The organism is Acetobacter sp. AC2005, from assembly GCF_037901235.1.
Classification (GTDB): Bacteria; Pseudomonadota; Alphaproteobacteria; order Acetobacterales; family Acetobacteraceae; genus Acetobacter; species Acetobacter oryzoeni.
Map to the genome: position 1 here is coordinate 1,958,374 of NZ_CP149625.1, position 21,355 is coordinate 1,979,728.

Sequence of the window (21,355 nt, forward strand, 5' to 3'; positions counted from 1 at the left end):
AAGAACGCGCAGACCGACTGATTAAAACGTATGAAAAATCAGGCGTTATGCAGTTTGGGTGGTCTGAGCAGGGGATCTGCTGTGTAATCTGGCAGGAATAGAACATTCCTGCGTAACCGATGCGCAGGCATTTGCCATGCGGCATCATGCGCAGGCGTATAAGGCAGAAGCGCAGAAAGGCCGGTTGCAAAGCAGTCTGGTTGGCAACAATGTTGTTGATGATGGTGTGTATGGGTTTGCAATGCACAATGGGCAGCATGTGCGGGTGCAGCATGATGTTCCATCGGCATGTTCATGGAAGCATGAGAATGGCACTCGGCAGATTGTAAGCCTGAGTGCCAGTGCGTCATGGCATGAGCAGATGCAAATATCTTGCCCGGCAAAAGCGCATGCAAGCCTATCAGCACTGCTACAAAAAGCAGGCCGCTCAGAATTTTTCTGAAAGGCAGGATGCGATCCATCATCTCGCCACCATATCTGCAATGTGTATATGAGAGCAAGAAAATGTCCTGCAAAGCAGGAAGTCGTATCATAGTGGTTTTCTGATGCGGTGCGCAGGCGTGGCAGTTACAGGCGGAGTAGGGTGAATGAGCCAGACAATCAGTTTCCCGGTAGAAGGGATGTCCTGCGCCGCATGCGCTGCCCGGCTGGAAAAAGTGCTGAACAGGCTGGAGGGTGTGCAGGCCTCTGTCAATTTTGCAACGGCCAAGGCACAGGTTGATCTGGGTGCAGGTGCAAGCAACGTAACGGATATATTGGACGCCGTTACCAAAGCCGGGTTTGGGGCGCAGACATCCAGCGTGGATCTGGCTTTGACAGGGCTTTCTTGTGCAGGTTGTGCCGGGCGTGTGGAAAAGGTGCTGAACGCCCTCCCATCTGTGCATGCAAACGTTAATCTGGCTACCGAGCGTGCACATGTTACTTTTGTTCCCGGCATAGTCACCGCGCAGGCGCTGATAGCTGCGGTAGAAAAAGCCGGATATGGCGCAAGTGTCTTCCAACAGAAAACAGCGGAAGAAGCCAAGCATCAGCGGCAGAAGGAATGGCGCACCGCACTAACAGGTTTTGTGCTGGCTGCGGTTTTAAGCCTGCCATTTCTGCTGGAAATGGTGGGTATGATGGTAGGCGCACACCATGCGGTTATGTTGCCGCTATGGGTGCAGCTTGTTTTGGCCACTGTGGTGCAGTTTTGGTGTGGCCGCTCCTTTTATGCGGGGGCATGGCACGCATTGCGCAGCGGTGCCGCCACCATGGATGTGCTGGTGGTTTTGGGCACCAGCATTGCCTATGGCTTCAGCGCGGTTGTGGTGCTGTTTGGGTTAGATCAGCCTGTTTATTTTGAGGCCAGCGCACTGGTGATTACGCTGGTATTGCTGGGCCGTTTGTTGGAGGCCCGCGCCAAGGCGCGCGCAGGTGCTGGTATGGAAAGCCTGCTGCGGCTTCAGCCCAGAACAGCACATGTTGAACGCGCCGGGCAGATAACCGATGAACCCGTAGAGCAGTTACAAGTGGGCAATGTGTTTCTGGTGCGCCCCGGTGAGAGTATTCCGGTAGATGGTGTGGTGCTTTCTGGCGCATCGGATGTGAATGAGGCCATGCTAACGGGTGAGAGCGTGCCTGTTGCCAAGCAAACGGGTGCCAACGTGTTTGCAGGCACATTAAACCAGACAGGAGCCCTGCGCGCCAAAGTAACCGGTATTGGCAGCCAGACAGTTCTGGCAGGCATTGTGCATATGGTAGAGCAGGCACAGGGCAGCAAAGCCAGTGTGCAGCGGCTGGCAGATAAGGTGGCATCTGTTTTTGTGCCGGTGGTGCTGGCGCTGGCTGTGCTGACATTTGCCACAGGCTGGTTGCTAACAGGTGTGTGGGACCAAAGCCTTGTTAACGCTATTTCCGTGCTGGTCATTGCGTGCCCGTGCTCTTTGGGGTTGGCTACTCCTACCGCCATTATGGTGGGCACGGGGTTGGGCGCACGTGCGGGTATCTTGTTCCGTAATGCAGATGCGCTGGAACAGACACGCAAACTCACAACGCTTGTGGTGGATAAAACAGGCACCTTAACCCAAGGGCAGCCCGCAGTTGTGGATGTTCAGGTGGCAGAGCATGTTTCTGCACATGATGCACTTGCCGTGGCATATGCGCTGGAAAGCCAATCCGAACATCCGTTAGCGCGTGCGGTTGTGAACTATGCACGTGCGCAGGATGTTACTGCGGCAGAAATATCTGGCTTTCAGGCTGTGCCAGGGCAGGGTGTTAGAGCAGAATATCAGGGCCACCCTATTGCGTTGGGTTCTCCTGCATATCTGGATACCTTGGGGTGCACGATCGATCATGATCTTACCCAAAGCTGGCAACAGCAGGGGCGCACGGTTGTGGGTGTGGCGCAGGGGCAAACGGTTTTGGCATGGTTTGCGCTGGCAGATCAGATCCGCCCAGAAGCGCAAGAAGCAGTAGCAGCCTTGCAGCAGCAGGGTTTGGATGTGGTGATGCTTACGGGGGACAACGCCCGTGTTGCGCAAGCCGTGGCCCAGCAGGTGGGCATAAAAACAGTTATTGCTGGCGTGCTGCCAGATGGCAAACAGGCTGAAATTCGTAAACTGAAAGAGCAGGGCAAGTGCGTGGGCATGGTGGGCGATGGTATTAATGATGCCCCGGCTCTAGCTTCTGCTGATGTTGGTTTTGCCATAGGTGCTGGGGCAGATATTGCCTTGGAAACGGCAGATGTTGTGCTAATGCGCAGCAACCTGCTGGCCTTGGTGGATGCGCTTTCCCTCTCACGCGCCACGGTTTCCAAAATATGGCAGAACCTGTTTTTCGCTTTTATTTACAATATTCTTGGTTTGCCTTTGGCAGCCCTTGGTAAGCTGGACCCGGTTTTGGCAGGGGCTGCCATGGCGATGAGTTCTGTTTCTGTTGTCAGCAATTCTCTATTGCTAAACCGGTGGAAGCCCAAATCCTGATCATATCAGGTGGGGAGGGAAGGATTGGTTTCCCCCAATAGAATACTGCCTTCTTCTGGCAACCATTCCCCTGTGTTTTCATCACGCCCTTGCAGGTAAAACTGCCGGGGCGCGGTGTCTGAGGCAGATTGTGCGGCCTTTTGCAAAAATTTCTGCATGGGGGCGGATTGTTTGCGGTTTATCAGACAGTTCAGCTTGCTGTCAGGAAAAGCTTCCAGCATATGCGCTGAGCAATCTTCTCCCGCAAAAATCATGAGCGGTGACATTTGCCGTTTTGCGACAAAGTATTTGTGAATAATGGCGGTTTTTCCCGCATCTGCCGGGAAGGGATAATGTGCGACCTCGGTGGAAAGCAGGATTTTTTTACGCTCGGCCAAACGTGCGCCAAAAACATGTTCACGCGGCAGGTTGTATCCATATTCAGCCGATGTGGCGAAAAGCGCCGTAATATCCTCCATGCCGGAGGTGCAGATAACCGGGTCTATCCCGTGTTCCTGCAAGATCTGGAACAGGTTGGCCATTTCCGGCGTAAGGCGCAGGGCTTGCACAACTTTGGCAGATACCGGGCCTGCCTTGCCGGGGCGTTCTGCCGGGCATTCCCATGTTTGTGTGGTTATGGAAGCCCCAAGGCACCATTCATTAGCCGCACGGCTAAGGGCTATAACGTCTGCTGCTGTCTGCCCTGCTACCAATCGTATCATCCAGCGTTGTGCGGCTTCTGGCCCATGTAGTGTGGCAACAGCCTGTTGGCAAAAGGCCATTCTGGCCCGAAAAGCTTGAAGAGTGACATCTTTTGCCAACACATCCCGCGGGAGTGGGTGGGGCATGTGCCCATAACGGGCGGCCAGAGCACGGTAATCCTCTATCAGATCATCCACCAGCACCGGGAAGGAAACAGGTTGCCCGGCCATATTAACAAATGGGGCCGGCAAGGGGTGCGCAAATGCATGCACGTGGATGAGATGCCGGAATTCATCTGCACGCATCAGAAAACTGAAGTGTTCCAGCATGTAGAGGAACAGCGTTTCCTGCGCATCGCCCACAATGGCTGTGTTGTTCCAGTCCACCACCACGTAGGGCCGGCGCTGCGGGTTGTAGGTGGAGGAATATTGCCCGTTGGCGTTGATAACGTTCTGAATGGCCTTATGCACATGCGGTGCCCATTTAAGGGTTTCCAGCATGGGCGGCTCGCGTTCCATCAGTTCAGGAATGGATGTTGCACGTGCAACAATGGGTGGTCCAGCCAGAGCAGAAATGCCCATACCAGCACAGCAAAGACCAAAACGACGGCGAGAAAGACTGTTACGCATAAAAACCTCTGGCTGGTTTGCGTAGGGTATGAATCAGCGCGTTAAGTAAGGTGTGTGTAATTGTAAACCAGAATACAGCAAAATACCTTTTGCCTGACAGGCCATTAAAGCGGGGGTAGGGTCAGCTTCTAGGCCTTGGGTGGCATCTGTAAGAAGCACGGTTGTATATCCGGCTTTTTGTGCATCTAGTGCTGTGGCCTGCACGCAGTATTCCAATGCCAAGCCACATACAAAAACACGTGTGATGCCATGCTGTTTTAAAACAGCATCAAGCAACTGGCCCGACTGTGTTTGAGCCCCAAAAGCAGAGTAACTATCCTGATCGGATTGTGCGCCTTTCAACAGGTGCAGGGTGCGTTCAGGCAGGTGTAAATCTTGGGGAAAGGCCGCTCCGTGTGTATTGGCTACACAATGCGGAGGCCACAGACCGTTCTGATGAGTGGTTTTGAAAGAAACATGATCGGATGGGTGCCAGTCCTGCGAGGTTACGATCAACCCAAAAGGTAAATGTGCCAATCTGTTAATAACAGGCACAATGGTATGACCTTTGGGCACAGGCAGGGCGCCATCTGGCAGAAAATCGTTCTGCACATCCACCACAATCAGCGCATCCGTTTTGCCCGGTATAAAGGCAGGAAGGGAAGGCGCTGATTGCAGAGGCATATGTGTTACTCTTTATGCAGAAGGAAGCAGCCGGGCCAAAGCGCGGGAGCGGCCAATTAACGGCAGAAGATCACGCAGTTCCGGCCCTTGTTCTTCCCCTGTCAGTGCCAAACGGAGGGGGTGAAACAGGGCTTTGCCAGAACGGCCCGTTTTTTCACGCACAGCGGTTGTCCATGCCTTCCATGTGGTTTCATTCCACGGTTCAGGCGGCAACAGGCTGGCGGCTTCTTTCAGGAAGTCATCTTCACCTTCCTGCACGGGGGGAATGATGTCTCCATCCGTTACATTATGCCACAGGCGGGCTTCTGAAAGCAGTTCGATATTCCCGCGAATAGCCAGCCAGAAGGCTTCGGTCGCGCCTTTAGGTAATCTGTCAGCCACATCTGCATAGGGTGTCTGGGCCAGCAGCTTATGGTTCATGGCCAGAAGCTGGCGGGTATCAAACCGTGCTGCAGAGCGGGAGATATGGGAGATATCGTATATCTTGGCCTGCTCATCAAACGGGAGCAGCACCGGATCATCCGAAGAGCCAAGGCGGGCAAGGTAGGAGATCAGCGCTGTTGCTTCTATGCCGTCCTGACGAAATGTGCGCAGTGAACACGCATCAAACCGTTTGGAAAGCTTGCCACCGTTTTCATCAAGCAGCAGCGGCAGATGTGCAAAACGGAAATGGTCAGGATGTGCGCCAAGGGCTTGGGCAATATCAATCTGCACACCCGTGTTGGTTACATGGTCTTCCCCACGGATAATGTGGGTAATGCCTGTTTCCAGATCATCCACAACAGAGGCCAGTGTGTACAGCACCGTGCCATCTGTGCGCACCAGAACGGGGTCTGAAACAGAAGGGAGTTTAACCTGGCAATCGCCCATCACCATATCGCGCCAGCGCACGATGGTGTTGGACAGCTTAAAGCGCCAATAGGGCACTTTACCATTTGCTTCTGCCTGCGCGCGCTGCTGGGGGGTCATTTTCAGCATGGCGCGGTCATAAACCGGGGCGCGGCGCTGGCGGATCTGTGTTTCGCGCTTGGCGGCCAGTTCCTGCTCGCTTTCAAAGCAGGGGTAAAGGTGGCCAGAAGCCTTCAGCTTCTCAATAGCTGCAGCGTAGCGGTCCAGCCGTTCTGTCTGCCGGAAGGTTTCATCCCACTGAATGCCCATCCAGTGCAGATCTTTCTGGATAGCTTCTACCAGCTCCTCGCGGGAGCGGCCGATGTCCGTATCATCAATACGGAGTTGGAATTGGCCACCGTGGCGGCGAGCGTAAAGGGCATTGGCAAGTGCCTGACGGGCATTGCCAACATGCAGGAGGCCGGTAGGGCTGGGAGCAAAACGGAGTTTCATGACAGAAGCTTATGGCGCGAATGAACAGGAAAGACCAGCCACAGCGTTATGCTGTGTTAGTGCTGGTGGCCGCCATTATCGGCATCGTCTGTCGTGCCGTAAAGGTCTGTCAGGTCTTCGTTATCTTCAACCAGCCGGCGCGGGTCCAGCGCGCGCCAGTCTCGTTCCATCGGTGTTGCGCGGTGGGCTGTAAAATCATCCAGCTCATTGGCGGAATGCCAGCCATCTTCACCTGCATCCAGCACAACGGCATCTTCACCAAAGCTGAACCACGTTGTCAGCACATCTTTGGCGCTGGCGCCGGGGGTGCGGCAGCGTTCTACACTGTCGCGCACATAGGCGCGGGCAAATGCGTTGGCGTGGGCCAGATCATGAAAAACGCCAACATCTTCCACAATGTTATCTTCCGCACAGCCAGAAAGATCCAGAATGCGAACTTTCCATGTTTTGTCTTCGGTATCGGTTTTTTCGGTCATGCCTGTTCGCCTTTGGTGGTTTTGCGGAAGGAGGGAAGAAGGAATTCCCGCCCGATTTTTACCCGTTCAACGCCGTTGTAGGAGACAATATCGGCTGTGGCGTAGGTTTCGTTCCACAGTTCAGGAATAAAGGAGCCTGTGCCAACAACATCAATAGGGGCGTGTGCATCCGCCATACAGGCGCATTTGGTTACGCCGAAGCCAGATGAGGCAATAATTTTAACGTGCGGAAAGCCTGCATGGTCCAGTTCTTCACGCATTTTCCAAATGGCTGCGGCAGAAACACCTGTGCCAATCAGGTAACGCAGTTCTTTATCAGACCGATAACGGCGCAGTGCCTCTGGCGCATGACGGTTGACCACCGCATAGGATTCCTGCGGGTTTAAACCCTGCATAAAGCGGCCGCCATGCGTATCCAGCCTGACAGCCAGTTTGCCTTCTGCCGCCAGTTTGGGGAAGCGATTGCAAACGGCCAGTGCGTCCGTAATTTCCTGCCCAAAGTAATCTACCAGCACCACGAGGTCAGTATGCGGGAATTCCGCATGGAACATTTCAGCCGCACGCACGGTAGAGCCCGCATAGCCAATTAAGGCATGAGGCATGGTGCCTGCGCCATGTGTGCCCCCAAAAAAGGGTGCTACGGCATCATTGGCTGTGCCTACAAACCCTATAGCCCCGTTTTCCTGCGCCTCACGCCCCCCAACAGAAGCCGCATATGCCATAAGCTCCTGCATTTCATACCCAGCGCAATGGCGGGCATCCATGGCCAAAAAGCGCGTATGGGGTAGGGAAAGCGCCATCTGGTAAGCGCGGTGGGCCGCAACACATGGGCTGCCGAGTTTTTGCAACAGCAGTGTTTCTAAATCCGCCAGATGGGTAAAGGAGCCTGTTACGTAAACCAGCGGCTCACCAGCACCCACCCATTCACCTTCTGGGTGCACCACATCCACGGTGTAGGGGGCTTGGCGCTGGGCCATAACGTTTTTCAGCCATTCCAGCATCAGCCCCGGAGCAGAAATAACCGGACGACGGATAAAGAAGGCGTATGTAACCTCACAATCTCCAAACCGGCTTACAATCTGACGGGTACGATTAAAGTAGGAATCTGTGCGCGCGCGAATTTCTGCATCGGAAAGCGGTGCTGCTGTGCGGGCGGAACAGACGCCAGCTGAAGGTTTGGAGAAGGAATGCGTCATCCTGATCTGCTCTTTCTGCCATTGGGGCTGCAGGGATGATGGGAACAACAGGGAGCAAGGTAAACCCCACCCCCCGGTTCTGTGATCAGCCTGAATGTTCAGGCTGAGTTCATAAAAGCGTGTTTGCCTTAGCGTTCGCTTTTGAGTTCTTCCGCAATCAGGAATGCCAGTTCCAAGGATTGTTCGGCATTCAGGCGCGGGTCACAGAAGGTTTCGTAACGGTTGCCCAGATCTTCTTCTGTCAGGCAATGCGCACCACCTACGCATTCCGTTACGTTCTGGCCTGTCATTTCCAGATGCACGCCACCAGCAGGTACGTTTTCTGCCGCACAGACAGCAAAGAACCCTTTTACTTCCTTCACGATGGAATCGAAGGAGCGGGTTTTGATTTTCTGCTGCGTGGATGTGGTGTTGCCGTGCATCGGGTCCGTCAGCCACGTTACAGTCTGCCCGGTCGCTTTTACGGCCCGCATAAGCGGGGGCAGTTTTTCTGTAATCTTATCTGCACCCATCCGAGAGATAAGCGTAATACGCCCGGCTTCGTTTTTCGGGTTCAGAATTTCTGTCAGCTTTTTAATGTCTTCCACGCTGGTGGTGGGGCCAACCTTAATGCCGATAGGGTTACGCACACCACGCAGGAACTCCACATGCGCGCCATCAGGCTGGCGGGTACGATCCCCAATCCACACAAAGTGGGCGGAGCAGTCGTACCATTCACCAGATGTCGAGTCGATGCGTGTCAGAGCCTGCTCATAAGGCAGCAGCAGCGCTTCGTGAGAGGTATAGAACTCTGTTTCATCAATCTGCGGGGCAGATGCGGCGTTCAGCCCACAGGCCTGCATGAATGCCAGCGTTTCCCCAATGCGTTCCGCCATCACGCGGTAACGGTTGGAAAGGGGAGAACGCTCCACAAAGCCCAGATTCCAGCGGTGCACCTGATGCAGGTTGGCATACCCACCGTGCGAGAACGCACGCAGCAGGTTCTGGATACCGGTGGACTGAAAATAGCCGGTTTCCATCCGTGCAGGATCAGGGATGCGGGATTCAGGCGTGAAGTCTGAACCGTTAATAATGTCACCCCGGTAAGATGGCAGGGTGACGCCATTTACGGTTTCCGTATCGGAAGAGCGCGGCTTGGCGAACTGGCCAGCCATACGGCCAATTTTAACAACCGGCACCTTGGCGCCAAATGTCAGCACCACGGCCATCTGCAACAGCACGCGGAAGGTATCGCGCACAATATTGGCTTTAAATTCACCAAAGCTTTCAGCGCATGCGCCGCCTTGCAGCACAAAGGCCTGCCCGGCAGCGGCCTGAGCCAGATGGTTGCGCAGGGTGCGCACTTCCCCAGCAAACACCAGCGGCGGATAGGAACTCAGCCGGTCTTCAACCGTTTTAAGCGCGGCCTGATCCGGATAACTGGGAATCTGCTTTACGGGAAACGAACGCCAGCTATCCGGCATCCAGGTCGCAGACGTCGGGTTGGGCTGGGTGAGCGTTGCACTCATAACGCGGTTCCTGTCAGTTTAAGGGTGGTCAGGTTAAAGGTTGAATAAAGAGACATAAAGCACCTTGCCCCCGCGTACGGATGCCAAGGGGAAGCCTTTATGTCTAAAACAGCGGCAATAGGCAAATCTGATCTTTATACCAAATGCGCGCGCCTGCCTTTAATGTATGGCGGGCATATGGCCGTTTGGTTTGGCATTTTGCCACGTTGGTGCAATATAGCACCAGCACAGCCCGGCTGGAACGGTTTTTCGGGCAGGGTAAATTTTCATTTTTTCGCGGGGTAACGCGCAATGGCGCAGCTGCGTAAACCGTTTGTAACGGTGCTTTCGGGCATATGTGTTGGTTTTGGCCTTATGGCTGGTATTTCTGCAGCTTATGCAGATCCGGCCCTGATGCCTGATGATAATGTTTCCTTTGCTGAAGGTTCTGGCAGCCTCGATTCCAATGGCCAGCAGAGCCAGTCTTCTGAAAAGAAGACTGTTCATGGGCATCGCAACCTGCCGCCGGGGTATCAGGATGCACCATCCATGGATTTCCAGCATGGCGCAGATCCAGATCATCTGGCCAAGGTGCATCGTGACTCGGTAACCGGTTCCGATATTTCCAAATACGGTTCTGCCTATCAGAGCAGTGGGCCGTTTGGTTCTGGGCAGGTCGGGGATTCTACCGGCAACGGGTGGGTTATCCCGCGCTAATTTTCTTCCACCACGCGTATCTGGGCCTGACCATTTGTCAGGTCTGTGATGCGTTGGGTGATACCTTCCTGCCATTCTACGGGCAACGTAAGAACGAACTGGGCACCCAGAGCATCAAATTCTGGCGTGTCGGCATCCACACCCCATTCAGGCAGACGAGACTGCAGCAGCCCGATAAGTGAAAACGGGCAATGAAAGCTCAGTTTGATACGGTCTATCAGCGGTTCTTTGGGGGCTTCCCGCAAACATTCTGCAGCAGTGCCCGCATAAGCGCGCACAAGGCCGCCAGCCCCAAGCTTGATGCCGCCAAACCAGCGCGACACCACAATGGCAACCCGATCAAGCTTTTGTGCAACAACAACTTGTAAAATTGGCCGCCCCGCAGTGCCCGATGGCTCTCCGGCATCATGGCAGCGGCAGTGCGGGCCAAACTGCCATGCCCAGCAATGATGTGTGGCATCTGGCCCTGCCGCAGCAATACGGCTGATAAAAGCTTCGGCCTCTTCTATGCTGTTTATGGGCGTAGCGCTGGCGAGAAAGCGGCTTTTTTTAATATCCCGTTCCAGAGTAAAGGGGCTGAGAAGCGTTTCGGTCATACGCTTGATGATACAGCCTGCCTAAAGCCCCGCAAACATGTATTCTGGCGGATATATACGCAGAATATCGCTGTTATGGCCTTATTAAGGATGTTTCTTTGGTAAACGGGCATGACAGGATGGTGAAAAACAGGCTTGCTCTGTTGGGTGTAGGATCGTTTTGTTCCAATATATGGGAACAATGGCCTTTCACTGCTGCCAGACCATATATCTGTTGGCAGTGAAGCAGAAAAAGGAAAGCAGCAGCATGATGCCTGTGTTGCGTAAGAAGTGGTTGGTTGTGGCAGGTATTTGCGCAGTTGCTCTGCCTGTCCTGAATATGCCTTCTGCCATGGCAGAAGAAGGGATGGGCGATGATGACGATGCAGAAACACATCGTCCCGCAGATATGCACAAGTTGGCAACCAAACCGCCATTGCCACGTGCCCATAAAGATTTCAGCAAATATCGCTACAAACCAGAGGGCGATAAAGTGCAGGAACAGCCCGATGCCAATCGGCTGTTATTCTGGACACAGGATGGCAAGCCAGATGGTTATGCACAGCGGCGTGGAAGCAGCATTATTTATTATAACGCACAAGGGCAGGCGATACGCATCCAACACCTGACCCCAGCAGAAATGGCTGAATAAAACGGGTTTCCTTCTTCTTTCTGGGTCATATCAGAAAGGAGAAGGTATTTTTACCCAGCGGAAATCAGATCCAGAATAGCAGCGGATGTTTCCTCAATAGACCGGCGGGTGACATCAATAACCGGCCAGTTATGGCGGCGGCATAAGCGGCGCGCCCAGTGCAGTTCTTCCTGCACCTTTTCCAGATCAATATAAGCGTAATCTGCTACCGGATCGATCTTGGCCTTGGATGGCACCATCTGAGACAGCCGATTACGGCGAATTTCAATCAGACGTTCTGGGTCTATTGTAAGGCCAATAACGGGTTTATCTGTTGTGAACAGATCCTGCGGTGGCTCAATGCCCATAACCAAGGGCACATTGGCGGCCTTTAGGCCCCGGTTTGCCAGATAGAAGCATGTAGGTGTTTTGGAAACGCGCGAAACACCAACCAGAATAACATCTGCTTCGTTCAGGCCCTTGGTTTCCTGCCCATCATCATGCGCCAGTACATAATGCATGGCTTCAATACGCTGGTAGTAGTTTTCATCCATGATGTACTGGCCACCCGGATGACGTGTCGCTTCTTCGCCCGTTTCTTCCGTTAAAAAGTGGAGGGCATTATCCAGCACGTCCAACAGTCTTACCTGTAGGCTTGCACAGCCAGCTTCCATATCAGCCTGCAAGGTCGGGTCTGTTAATGAAGACATCACAGGCCCACGGTCTAGCGCGATATGCCGCAAAACCCGACGGAGCTGAAGCTGCGTGCGAATAAGGTTCCAGTGGCGCAGATGCACCTCTGTATTGGGAAACTGCGCAATACAGGCGCGGGCAACAGAATCCAGCGTCTGGCCCGTTGCTTCGGAGACAAGGTGGAGCGTGATTTTTTTTTGCATGATCTGGATTTGAAAATGGCCGCCTCGGTGAGAGGCGGCCACCTTTTCGTTCAGGCTTTTACGGCCTTGTTATTTTTGGCAGCCAGTGCGGCCTGTGCTGCGGCCAATCTGGCAACGGGCACCCGGAAGGGGGAGCAGGAAACGTAATCCAGCCCAACTTCCTCAAAGAAGGAGATGGAAAGCGGATCGCCCCCGTGTTCACCACAAATGCCCAGTTTGATGTCAGGCTTGGTGGCGCGGCCTTTTTCAACACCCATACGCACCAGTGCGCCAACGCCTTCGCGGTCAATCGAAACAAACGGATCCTGCGGCAGCAACCCTTTTTCCACGTATTCTGGCAGGAAGGAGCCAGCATCATCGCGGGAAAGGCCAAGGGTGGTCTGTGTCAGATCGTTTGTGCCGAAGGAGAAGAAGTCTGCACTCTGTGCAATCTGGTCTGCCGTAATGGCTGCGCGTGGCAGCTCAATCATGGTGCCGATCTTGTAAGACAGCTCAGCTTTGCGTTCAGCAAGAACGTCAGCAATGGCGGTTTCACAGGTTTTACGCACCAGATCCAGCTCAGCTTTTGTGCCAATCAGCGGAATCATGATTTCCGGGGCAACAGGCTTGCCTGTTTCCTTAGCGATATCAAGAGCCGCTTCTGCAATGGCACGTACCTGCATGGCGTAGATTTCGGGGTATGTAATACCCAGACGGCAGCCACGGTGGCCCAGCATTGGGTTGGCTTCAGATAGCGCAGAACGGCGGGCCCGCAGGGTTTCAACATCCTGCCCAAGCGCTTTGGCAACTTCTTCCAGCTCTGCTTCACCATGCGGCAGGAATTCGTGCAGCGGCGGATCAAGCAGACGAATGGTAACAGGCAGCCCCGCCATAATGCGGAACAGTTCTGTAAAGTCACTCCGCTGGAAGGGCAGAAGCGCGTTAATGGCCTTGGCGCGTGTGGCTTTGTCATCCGCCATGATCATCTGGCGCACATGGCCAATCCGATCCGGGCCAAAGAACATGTGCTCTGTGCGGCACAGACCAATACCTTCAGCCCCAAAACGACGGGCTGTTGCCGCATCTTCTGGTGTTTCAGCATTGGCGCGCACACCAAGGCGACGGATGGAATCGGCCCACCCCATAAGGGTTGCAAAGTCACCAGAGAGTGTTGGCGGAATGGTGGGAACACGGCCTTTGTAAACAGCACCCGTGCCGCCATCCAGCGTTAGCCAGTCACCTGCTTTGAGCGTATGACCATCCACTGTCATGGTCTGGGCTTTGTAATCCACAGTAATGCTGCCAGCACCGGCTACGCACACGCGGCCCATGCCACGGGCCACCACGGCTGCGTGGGATGTCATGCCGCCGCGTGTTGTCAGCACACCGCGAGCAGCGTGCATGCCGTGCACGTCTTCTGGAGAGGTTTCAACTCGCACCAGAATAACATCTTCACCTTTGGCAGCACGGTCTTCCACGTCCTCGGCAGAGAACGCGATCACGCCTGTTGCCGCCCCCGGAGAAGCGGGAAGGCCGCGGGGTAGAAGCTGACGTTCTGCCTTGGGGTCCAGCACAGGGTGCAGGAGCTGATCAAGAGATGCAGGCGGCACGCGGTTAACGGCTTCTTCCTGTGTGATCAGGTTTTCCTTGGCCATATCAATGGCAATGCGCAGAGCGGCGGCGGCTGTGCGTTTGCCCGAACGAGTCTGGAGCAGGTACAGCTTGTTGGCCTGCACCGTGAACTCAATGTCCTGCATATCGCGGTAGTGGCGTTCCAGCAGATCGCGCACTTTCAGCAGTTCCTGATACGCGTTGGGTAGGGCCTTTTCCATAGGCACCTGGCCTTCAGCCGCACGGGATGCAGCCATGGGCTGTGGTGTGCGGATACCGGCCACAACGTCTTCACCCTGCGCGTTAATCAGGTATTCACCGTAGAAAATGTTTTCACCGGTGGAAGGATCACGCGTGAAGCAGACACCGGTGGCACAATCATCACCCATGTTGCCGAACACCATGGACTGCACGTTAACAGCCGTGCCCCAGCTTGCCGGAATATCATGCAGCTTGCGGTAGGTGTTGGCGCGTGGGTTCATCCATGAGCCAAACACGGCTCCAATGGCGCCCCAAAGCTGTTCCTTCGGGCTTTCAGGAAAGGCGGTGCCGGTTTCCTGCAGAACAATCTGTTTGTAGCCTTTAACGACTTCCTGCCATTCTTCAGCGCTCAGAGACGTATCGTCATCTTTGCCGATGGCACGCTTGATCTGCTCAAGCAGATCTTCAAAGCGGTGGTGGGCAACACCCAGCACAACAGAGCCGTACATCTGAATGAAGCGGCGGTAGCTATCCCATGCAAACCGGGCATCACCGGATGATTTTACAAGCCCTTCAACGGTGCTGTCATTCAGCCCCAGATTGAGAACTGTATCCATCATGCCGGGCATGGAAACACGTGCGCCAGAACGGACAGAAACAAGCAGGGGGGCATTGGCATCGCCAAAGCGCAGGCCCATGGCTTTTTCAACCAGACCCATAGCTTCTTCAAGCTGGGATTCCAGCTCAGCCGGGTATTTCCGTCCGTTTTCGTAGAACGCCGTGCAGACTTCAGTGGTAATGGTAAATCCGGGGGGGACGGGCAGGCCGATATTGGCCATTTCTGCCAGATTGGCTCCCTTACCGCCGAGGAGATTGCGCATCCCGGCGTTGCCTTCGCTCTGGCCTGCGCCGAAACTGTAGATCCACTTGGTCATGTGCCGTTCACTTCATTCCTGCATACAGTAAAGCCAAAAGCCCCGACCGAGGGGAGGAAAAGGAGATAACGGGGCGATAGGCTGGCCTGCGTGCTATTTTTATTCTTGGTTTTGGACGACTTTGGTAATCCATCCCTTCGTTGGAAGGTAGCATGGCGCAGTTTTGCTGGGTGGGCAATCTCTCTTTTGTATCAGAATACAAAAAAACGTGTGCAACGCCCTGTTATTCCTGCTCAGAGCAAAAAGCGTTCCATTCAGCCTCATCCATGGTCTGGAGGCCAAGTTCCACAGCCTTTTTAGCTTTCGAGCCAGCTTTTTCCCCCAGAACAACCAGATCTGTCTTTTTGGATACAGAATCTGAAACCTTGGCGCCCATCCGTTCTGCCGTTGCTTTGGCTTCTGGCCGTGTCATGGTGTGCAGGGTGCCGGTAAACACAATGGTTTTGCCAGCCAATGCGCCTTCGGATGCCGCAGTTTCTTCCGTTATGGTTAAGTTGGCGCGCAAATCTGCCAATGTTTGCAGGTTATGTTCTTCTGCCACAAAGGCCACCAGATCTTCCGCCGTGGCTGTGCCTATGCCGGTAATGGAGCCCAGTTCCAGCCGAGCATCAGACCCGATAATGGCGGCAGCCTGCATTTGGCTAAACCAGTTTTCATACGTGCCGTAATGGCGTGCCAGCAGGCGGGCATTGCTGGCGCCAATGCGGCGGATGCCCAGCGCATAAATAAAGCGAGAAAGGGAAATGGTGCGGCGGCTCTCTATAGCTTGCAACAGCTTTTGCACTGATTGCTCGCCCCATCCATCGCGCTTTTCTATGTCTGCCGCGTGTTCATGCAGACGGAAAATATCGCCCGGGGTTAAAATCAGGCCGATATCATGAAATTCACGAATGCTGCGGTCTCCCAAGCCTTCAATGTCAAACGCTTGGCGGGAAACAAAGTGGATAAGCCGTTCTACAACCTGCGCAGGGCAGGTGAGCCCCCCCGTGCAACGGCGCACAGCTTCTCCTTCTGGCCGAATAGCCGCTGCCCCACAAACAGGGCAGTGATCGGGGAAGTGATACGGTGCCTGCCGAGGCGTGGCATCTGAAGAAGGTGCAACACCCAACACTTGCGGGATAACATCCCCCGCACGCTGGATGAAAACCATATCACCGGGGCGGACATCCTTGCGCGCAATTTCATCTTCGTTATGCAAGGTGGCGCGCATAACCAGCACGCCGCCAACATTTACGGGTTCTAAATGCGCAACGGGAGTGAGAGCGCCTGTGCGGCCAACCTGAATTTCTATCTCTTTCAGGCGTGTGATGGCCTGTTCCGCCGGAAACTTCCACGCAATGGCCCAACGTGGCGCGCGGCCAGCAAAACCCAAGCGTTCCTGCAGGGCCAAATCATCAATTTTGTAAACAACGCCATCAATATCGTAGGCAAGTTCAGCCCGGCTCTGGCTGACTTCCGCAAAAAAGGCCTCGGCATCTTCCACGCCTTTAATCTGGCGGGAAAGCGGATTAACCGGAAAACCCCATGCTTTGAGTTGTTCCAGATATGCCCAATGGCTGCGGCTGATTTTTTCTGAGCAAAAGCCAAGCGCATAGGCAAACAAGGATAGCGGGCGTTGCGCCGTAATTTTGGGGTCTAGCTGTCGCAGGGAACCTGCAGCTGCGTTGCGTGGGTTGGCGAACAACCGCTTGTTTACTGCTTCCTGCGCTGCGTTGAGTTCCAGAAAGTGTTTTTTGGAAAGGAAAACCTCACCACGAATTTCGATCAGATCGGGATAGGAGCCGGAAAGACGTAACGGCAAATCCTTCAGCGTACGCAAATTGGCGGTAACGTCTTCCCCCTCAGTGCCATCCCCACGGGTGGTGCCACGCACAAAACGACCTTTTTCGTAGGTCAGGCTGATGGAAAGACCATCAATTTTGGGTTCACCTACAAAGATCAGTTGTTCCGTTGCTTCTTGATCCAGCCCCAAAAAGCGGGTGGCGCGGCTGATAAAGCCTTCAAAATCTTCCCGGTCAAACACGTTGTCTAGTGAAAGCATGGGCACAAGGTGGATGTGCTTGCCAAACGCTGTATCCGGTGCGGCACCTACGGCTTGGGCTGCGCTGTTTTTTGGTTCGGCCTCTGGGTACTGGGCTACAATGGCATCATACCGCCGGCGCAGGGCATCATATTCTGCATCACTGATTTCTGGAGCATCGTGCCGATAATAGGCCGCATTGTGGTGGGCAATTTCGGCAGCAAGGCGTTCCAGTTCTTCCCGTGCTTGTTGGGGTGTCATGTCGGCGGGAAGAAGGGCAGTTTCAGGCATTATTCTCATGTCCAAGCAGGCTGGCGGCGGCGGCGCGGGCGGCATCGGTTACTGTATCACCTGCCAGCATACGCGCAATTTCCTCATTACGCTCTGTGTCTGTAAGCGGGGTGGCGTGTGTTACGGTCTGGCCGTTGCGGGTAAGTTTGCCAATACGCAGGTGCGCATCTGCGCTGGCGGCCACTTGTGGACTATGGGTAACAGCCAGAACCTGCACATTTTGTGCAAGCCGATGCAAACGTTCACCAATGGCGGCGGCTGTTGCGCCACCAACGCCTGCGTCAATTTCATCAAAAATCAGCGTGCCGATACCAGACTGCCCTGCCAGCACCAGTTTAAGTGCCAGCATAAGGCGGGAGAGTTCACCACCAGAAGCAACCTTTGCCAAAGGTCCTGCGGGTTGGCCGGGGTTGGCCGCGATCAGAAAGATCACCTGCTCCATACCCTGTCGGCTCCACTGTTCAGCAGGAAGCACTTTGATATCCACCAGAAAGCGCGCTTTTTCCAGTTTGATAGGCTTTAATTCCGCTGTAACAGCCTGCTCCATTTTGCGGGCAGCCTTGGTGCGGGCTTCGTGCAGGGTTTCGGCTTTTTGAATATATGTTACGCGCGCTTCTTCTGTGGCCACTTTAAGAGATTCCAGCGCTGCGGTGCCGTTTTCCAGCGCCGTCAGGCGGCCAGCCAGGCGGGTAAGCAGATCTGCCAGATCATCTACGGCAATGGAATGTTTGCGTGCCACGGTGCGCAGGGCAAACAGGCGCTCTTCTGTATCTTCCAGCAGCCGAGGGTTAGCTTCCGTATCTGCTGCCAGACGGGAGAGCAGGTTTTCGGCTTCTGCCAAGGCATTTTCGGCATTTTCCAAAGCCGTGAGGGCCTCTGTCGTGCGGGCTTCCAGAGGCTCTGCTTCTGCCGATGATGGGGCAGCAGCAGAAGCATTTGTTGGCACAAGGCGCAGCAAGGCGCGGGTTGCCCCGCGTAAAGCGGCGGCAGGGCCGGGGGATCTTCTGTCTCTGGGGGTGAGTTCAGAAAGGGCTGCGGCTACGGCTTCTCCGCGCCGTTCAGCTTGCTGTAAAGCGTGGCGCTGCTGGGCCAGTTCTTCTTCCTCACCCGGTTGTGGGGCAAGGGCAGTGAGTTCATCAACCGTGTGGCGCAGCCATTCTTCTTCTCGTGCGGCTTCCTCTAATGCGCGATGCGCATTGGCAAGCTCTGAACGCAGGGTTTGCCAGCGGTCAAATGCACCGGCAACACTATTTAAAAGGGAAGGTTTAACGCCGTATGCATCAAGCAGCCCGCGATGCGTGCTGGAATCGGCCAGCCCCATTTGCTCATGCTGGCCTTGAATTTCAATAAGGGTGGCCGCCACGCGCCGCAAAAGTGTGATGCCAACAGGCTGATCATTGATCCATGCACGGGAGCGGCCTTCCTTGGAGATGACGCGGCGGAGGACCAAAGGCTCTTGCACTTCTGCGGGAATGTCCTGCTCTTGCAGGATTCCGAATGCCTCGTGTGAAGCAGAAACATCAAAACTGGCGGTTACGCGCGCTTCTGGCGCACCGGCACGCACTAGGCCGGCACTGGCGCGATCACCCATAGCAAGGCCCAAACTGTCTAGCAGAATGGATTTGCCCGCCCCGGTTTCCCCCGTAAGTGCAGTAAACCCTGCATGGAGTGAGAGATCGAGCGTTTCAATCAGAACAACGTCCCTGATGGAAAGGCTTGTTAGCATAATGGCATCCGGTTTTCCGGGCTTGCGCCCAAATGACAGGAAAGACGGCAAAACACAAAAGCCAATAGCTTCCTGCTTGCCCCGCCCGCATGGGGCGGCAAACGCACAATACTCATTTCAGGCACAAGCCGCCAGAAAAATGTTCTCTATGTGTTCTTTATTTTGGAGGTGAGCCTGCAGAATCCGCCGGAGCTGTAGGTTCGGCTTTTACAGGCGTAACAGGTGCTGCCTTGATAGGCATGGCCTGCGGCTGCGTGTTTTCATTCCGCGTATCTGTTGCCAGAGCATCTGGTTCCATGGCCGTACCTTTTTTGGCGCCAGCCGTTCCGGGTTCTGCATCTTTTGGCATGTCGGATGCAGAAACAACTTTACCGGGAATGGGGAACTTATCTGTCAGCAAATGATAACGGTGCAGGTTATCATAGGCATACCGATACCATTTGCTACCGGGATAGTTATACCCCAGCACAATGGCAGATTTACGTGCCTGATCTGTTAGGCCCAGATCCAGATACACTTCCACCATACGTTCCAAAGCTTCGGGCACGTGGTTGGTGGTCTGGAAATCCTGCACCACACGTTGGTAGCGGTTGATGGCACCTTCGTAGTTTTTCTCGCGCTGATAATAGCGGCCAACCAGCATTTCCTTACCGGCCAGATGGTCTCGGCAAAGATCAATTTTCAGCTGCGCATCACGTGCGTATTTGGATTGTGGAAAGCGTGTAACCACTTCTTCCAGCGCATCCATGGATTCAGCCGTGCCCTGCTGATCGCGCTGGACGTCTGCAATCTGCTCATAAAAGCACAGTGCGCGCAGGTAATAAGCGTAAGCTGAATCTGAACTGGTGGGGTGTAGGCTAATAAAGCGGTTAAGCTGCTGCACGGCTTCAGGGTATTTCCCTTTCAGGTAATACGCATAGCCTTCCATAAGCTGGGCATTCGCAATGTAACCAGAATAGGGGTAATTCTGCTGCAGCGTTTCAAACTCTGAAGCCGCAAGGGCATAGCGCCTGGTACGCAGGGCATCAATGCCGTTATTGTAAAGCGTTTCAGGCGCAGCAATTTTGGGAGCCGGCGGAAGCTTCTTGTTTTCATTAAACAAGCCACAGCCTGCCAAGCTCGTCAGCAGGGCAACTGAAAGCACGCGGGGCAGAACGTGGCGAAGCAACTGTGGTTTAATGCAAATATCAGACATACCGGCTCTTCATTTAGAGACGGCATCTTATAGCATGCCCACTGCGCAAGAAAAGCAATGAAACAGCTATTGATTCGTTATTGCGCCAAAAAGGCATCAGGCGGCAGACGCTGCGGGTAGGGATGTGGTGATATCACGCCACGCATTCTGGTCTGCAAAAAGAGCGCGCAGCACCTGATTGTTCAAGGCATGGCCAGATCTGTGGCCGCGGAACTCTCCCAACAACACACCGCCAGCAAGGTAAAGATCTCCCACTGCATCCATAACCTTATGACGGATAAACTCGTCCGGTTTGCGAAGGCCTGAGGGATTCAGAATATGGTCATCATCTACCACAATGGCATTGTTGAGTGAGCCACCGCGTGCCAGCCCGGCACGGTGAAGAGCTTCAATTTCTGCTTTAAGGGTAAAGGTGCGGCTGTTTGCCAGCTCGTGCCGGAAAGACCACGGTGTAAGTTCTGCACTATAGCTTTGCTGGCCAATGGCTTTTGCCGGAAAATCAATGCTTAGGGAAAGATAGAGATGGTGGCCTGCGGTAGGGTGCAGTTCGGCCCATGAATCATTGTGGCAAATGCGAATGGGTTTGCAGACTTCAATAAAACGACGCGGGGCATCCTGTGCTTTCCGCCCGGCACAATCCAGCAGAAATACAAAATCAGCGGCAGACCCATCAAAAACTGGAGTTTCTGGGCCGTCAATCAGAATGAGTGCATTATCTACGCCGCAGCCATTCAGGGCTGCCATAAGATGTTCAACCGTAGCCACCCGGTTTTCTGGGTGTTGAGCTTCACCCAAAACGGTGCTCAGGCGTGTTTCCAAAACATTGTCATATCGTGCTGCAATGAGGGCCGCATTGGGGAGATCTGTGCGCTGGAATACAATCCCATGTCCGGCAGGTGCAGGATGTAAGCTCATGCGGATGGATTGCCCTGTATGCAACCCAGTGCCGGTGCACGAAATGGCATGACGCAGCGTATGCTGCAAAGCAGACGGGGCTTTCCTTACAGAACGCATAAAAGATGCTGGGCTTTCTACAATATCGGAATACAGGAGTGGCTCCCTTAGCAGACCGTCCATTATCTGGGCATCCTATGCTTGCGTAGATAGAAAGTTAAAACAACGCTAAAGCTTGTTTCTGGTTGAAG

At 54.3% G+C, this 21,355-nt stretch carries 17 protein-coding genes; 3 read left to right on the top strand and 14 right to left on the bottom strand.

Features of this window, described 5'->3' with window-relative positions:
• Positions 1 to 38: 38 nt before the first annotated feature.
• Positions 39 to 464 (bottom strand): hypothetical protein, encoded by a 426-nt coding sequence (locus QQM41_RS09390; protein ID WP_339076965.1) that lies wholly within the window; start codon positions 462 to 464, stop codon positions 39 to 41.
• Between the two features lie 123 nt (positions 465 to 587).
• Between QQM41_RS09390 and QQM41_RS09395 the strand changes: the two genes are divergently transcribed.
• On the top strand, positions 588 to 2,960 hold the full coding sequence (locus QQM41_RS09395; RefSeq protein WP_339076966.1) for a heavy metal translocating P-type ATPase: 2,373 nt from the start codon (positions 588 to 590) through the stop codon (positions 2,958 to 2,960).
• A 5-nt stretch (positions 2,961 to 2,965) separates the two neighbouring features.
• Here the strand turns inward: QQM41_RS09395 and QQM41_RS09400 are convergent, their stop codons facing one another.
• From QQM41_RS09400 to QQM41_RS09425, 6 genes are all read right to left on the bottom strand, one after another.
• Complete coding sequence (locus QQM41_RS09400; RefSeq protein ID WP_339076967.1) at positions 2,966 to 4,270, bottom strand: lipoprotein pyruvate-formate lyase; 1,305 nt, start codon at positions 4,268 to 4,270, stop codon at positions 2,966 to 2,968.
• Positions 4,271 to 4,303: 33 nt separating this feature from the next.
• The gene (locus QQM41_RS09405; protein WP_339076968.1) at positions 4,304 to 4,933 is read right to left on the bottom strand and encodes a nicotinamidase; all 630 of its coding nucleotides are present in this window, start codon (positions 4,931 to 4,933) and stop codon (positions 4,304 to 4,306) included.
• A 12-nt stretch (positions 4,934 to 4,945) separates the two neighbouring features.
• Positions 4,946 to 6,274, bottom strand: a complete 1,329-nt coding sequence (gltX, locus tag QQM41_RS09410; protein WP_339076969.1) for a glutamate--tRNA ligase — start codon at positions 6,272 to 6,274, stop codon at positions 4,946 to 4,948.
• 56 nt (positions 6,275 to 6,330) lie between these two features.
• A complete protein-coding gene (locus QQM41_RS09415; protein WP_339076970.1) occupies positions 6,331 to 6,750 on the bottom strand; it encodes a hypothetical protein in 420 nt (139 codons plus the stop codon).
• Complete coding sequence (locus QQM41_RS09420; RefSeq protein ID WP_080986698.1) at positions 6,747 to 7,994, bottom strand: nicotinate phosphoribosyltransferase; 1,248 nt, start codon at positions 7,992 to 7,994, stop codon at positions 6,747 to 6,749. The genes QQM41_RS09415 and QQM41_RS09420 overlap by 4 nt, the downstream gene beginning before the upstream one ends.
• 80 nt (positions 7,995 to 8,074) lie before the next feature.
• Positions 8,075 to 9,454 carry a class II 3-deoxy-7-phosphoheptulonate synthase gene (locus QQM41_RS09425; protein ID WP_050818311.1) on the bottom strand — a complete coding sequence of 460 codons (1,380 nt, stop codon included), beginning with the start codon at positions 9,452 to 9,454 and terminating at the stop codon, positions 8,075 to 8,077.
• A 291-nt stretch (positions 9,455 to 9,745) separates the two neighbouring features.
• On the opposite strand from QQM41_RS09425, the gene QQM41_RS09430 reads away from it, so the two are divergent.
• On the top strand, positions 9,746 to 10,150 hold the full coding sequence (locus QQM41_RS09430; RefSeq protein WP_003623098.1) for a hypothetical protein: 405 nt from the start codon (positions 9,746 to 9,748) through the stop codon (positions 10,148 to 10,150).
• Here the strand turns inward: QQM41_RS09430 and QQM41_RS09435 are convergent.
• Positions 10,147 to 10,746, bottom strand: a complete 600-nt coding sequence (locus QQM41_RS09435) for a YigZ family protein (RefSeq protein WP_339076971.1) — start codon at positions 10,744 to 10,746, stop codon at positions 10,147 to 10,149. The genes QQM41_RS09430 and QQM41_RS09435 overlap by 4 nt on opposite strands.
• Before the next feature lie 172 nt (positions 10,747 to 10,918).
• On the opposite strand from QQM41_RS09435, the gene QQM41_RS09440 reads away from it, so the two are divergent.
• Positions 10,919 to 11,377 carry a hypothetical protein gene (locus QQM41_RS09440; RefSeq protein WP_087651874.1) on the top strand — a complete coding sequence of 153 codons (459 nt, stop codon included), beginning with the start codon at positions 10,919 to 10,921 and terminating at the stop codon, positions 11,375 to 11,377.
• Positions 11,378 to 11,427: 50 nt separating this feature from the next.
• Here the strand turns inward: QQM41_RS09440 and QQM41_RS09445 are convergent, their stop codons facing one another.
• The 6 genes from QQM41_RS09445 to lpxC form a co-directional block, all read right to left on the bottom strand.
• Entirely contained in the window at positions 11,428 to 12,252 is an 825-nt protein-coding gene (locus tag QQM41_RS09445) for a pyruvate, water dikinase regulatory protein (RefSeq protein WP_050818308.1), read from the bottom strand.
• Between the two features lie 50 nt (positions 12,253 to 12,302).
• Positions 12,303 to 14,978 carry a pyruvate, phosphate dikinase gene (gene ppdK, locus QQM41_RS09450; RefSeq protein ID WP_339076972.1) on the bottom strand — a complete coding sequence of 892 codons (2,676 nt, stop codon included), beginning with the start codon at positions 14,976 to 14,978 and terminating at the stop codon, positions 12,303 to 12,305.
• Positions 14,979 to 15,201: 223 nt separating this feature from the next.
• Positions 15,202 to 17,289, bottom strand: a complete 2,088-nt coding sequence (gene ligA, locus QQM41_RS09455; RefSeq protein WP_408874562.1) for an NAD-dependent DNA ligase LigA — start codon at positions 17,287 to 17,289, stop codon at positions 15,202 to 15,204.
• On the bottom strand, positions 17,282 to 19,015 hold the full coding sequence (recN, locus tag QQM41_RS09460; protein ID WP_339076973.1) for a DNA repair protein RecN: 1,734 nt from the start codon (positions 19,013 to 19,015) through the stop codon (positions 17,282 to 17,284). The genes ligA and recN overlap by 8 nt, the downstream gene beginning before the upstream one ends.
• Before the next feature lie 157 nt (positions 19,016 to 19,172).
• Entirely contained in the window at positions 19,173 to 20,210 is a 1,038-nt protein-coding gene (locus QQM41_RS09465) for an outer membrane protein assembly factor BamD (RefSeq protein ID WP_128105697.1), read from the bottom strand.
• A 96-nt stretch (positions 20,211 to 20,306) separates the two neighbouring features.
• Positions 20,307 to 21,287 carry a UDP-3-O-acyl-N-acetylglucosamine deacetylase gene (lpxC, locus tag QQM41_RS09470; RefSeq protein WP_339076974.1) on the bottom strand — a complete coding sequence of 327 codons (981 nt, stop codon included), beginning with the start codon at positions 21,285 to 21,287 and terminating at the stop codon, positions 20,307 to 20,309.
• Positions 21,288 to 21,355 lie beyond the last annotated feature (68 nt).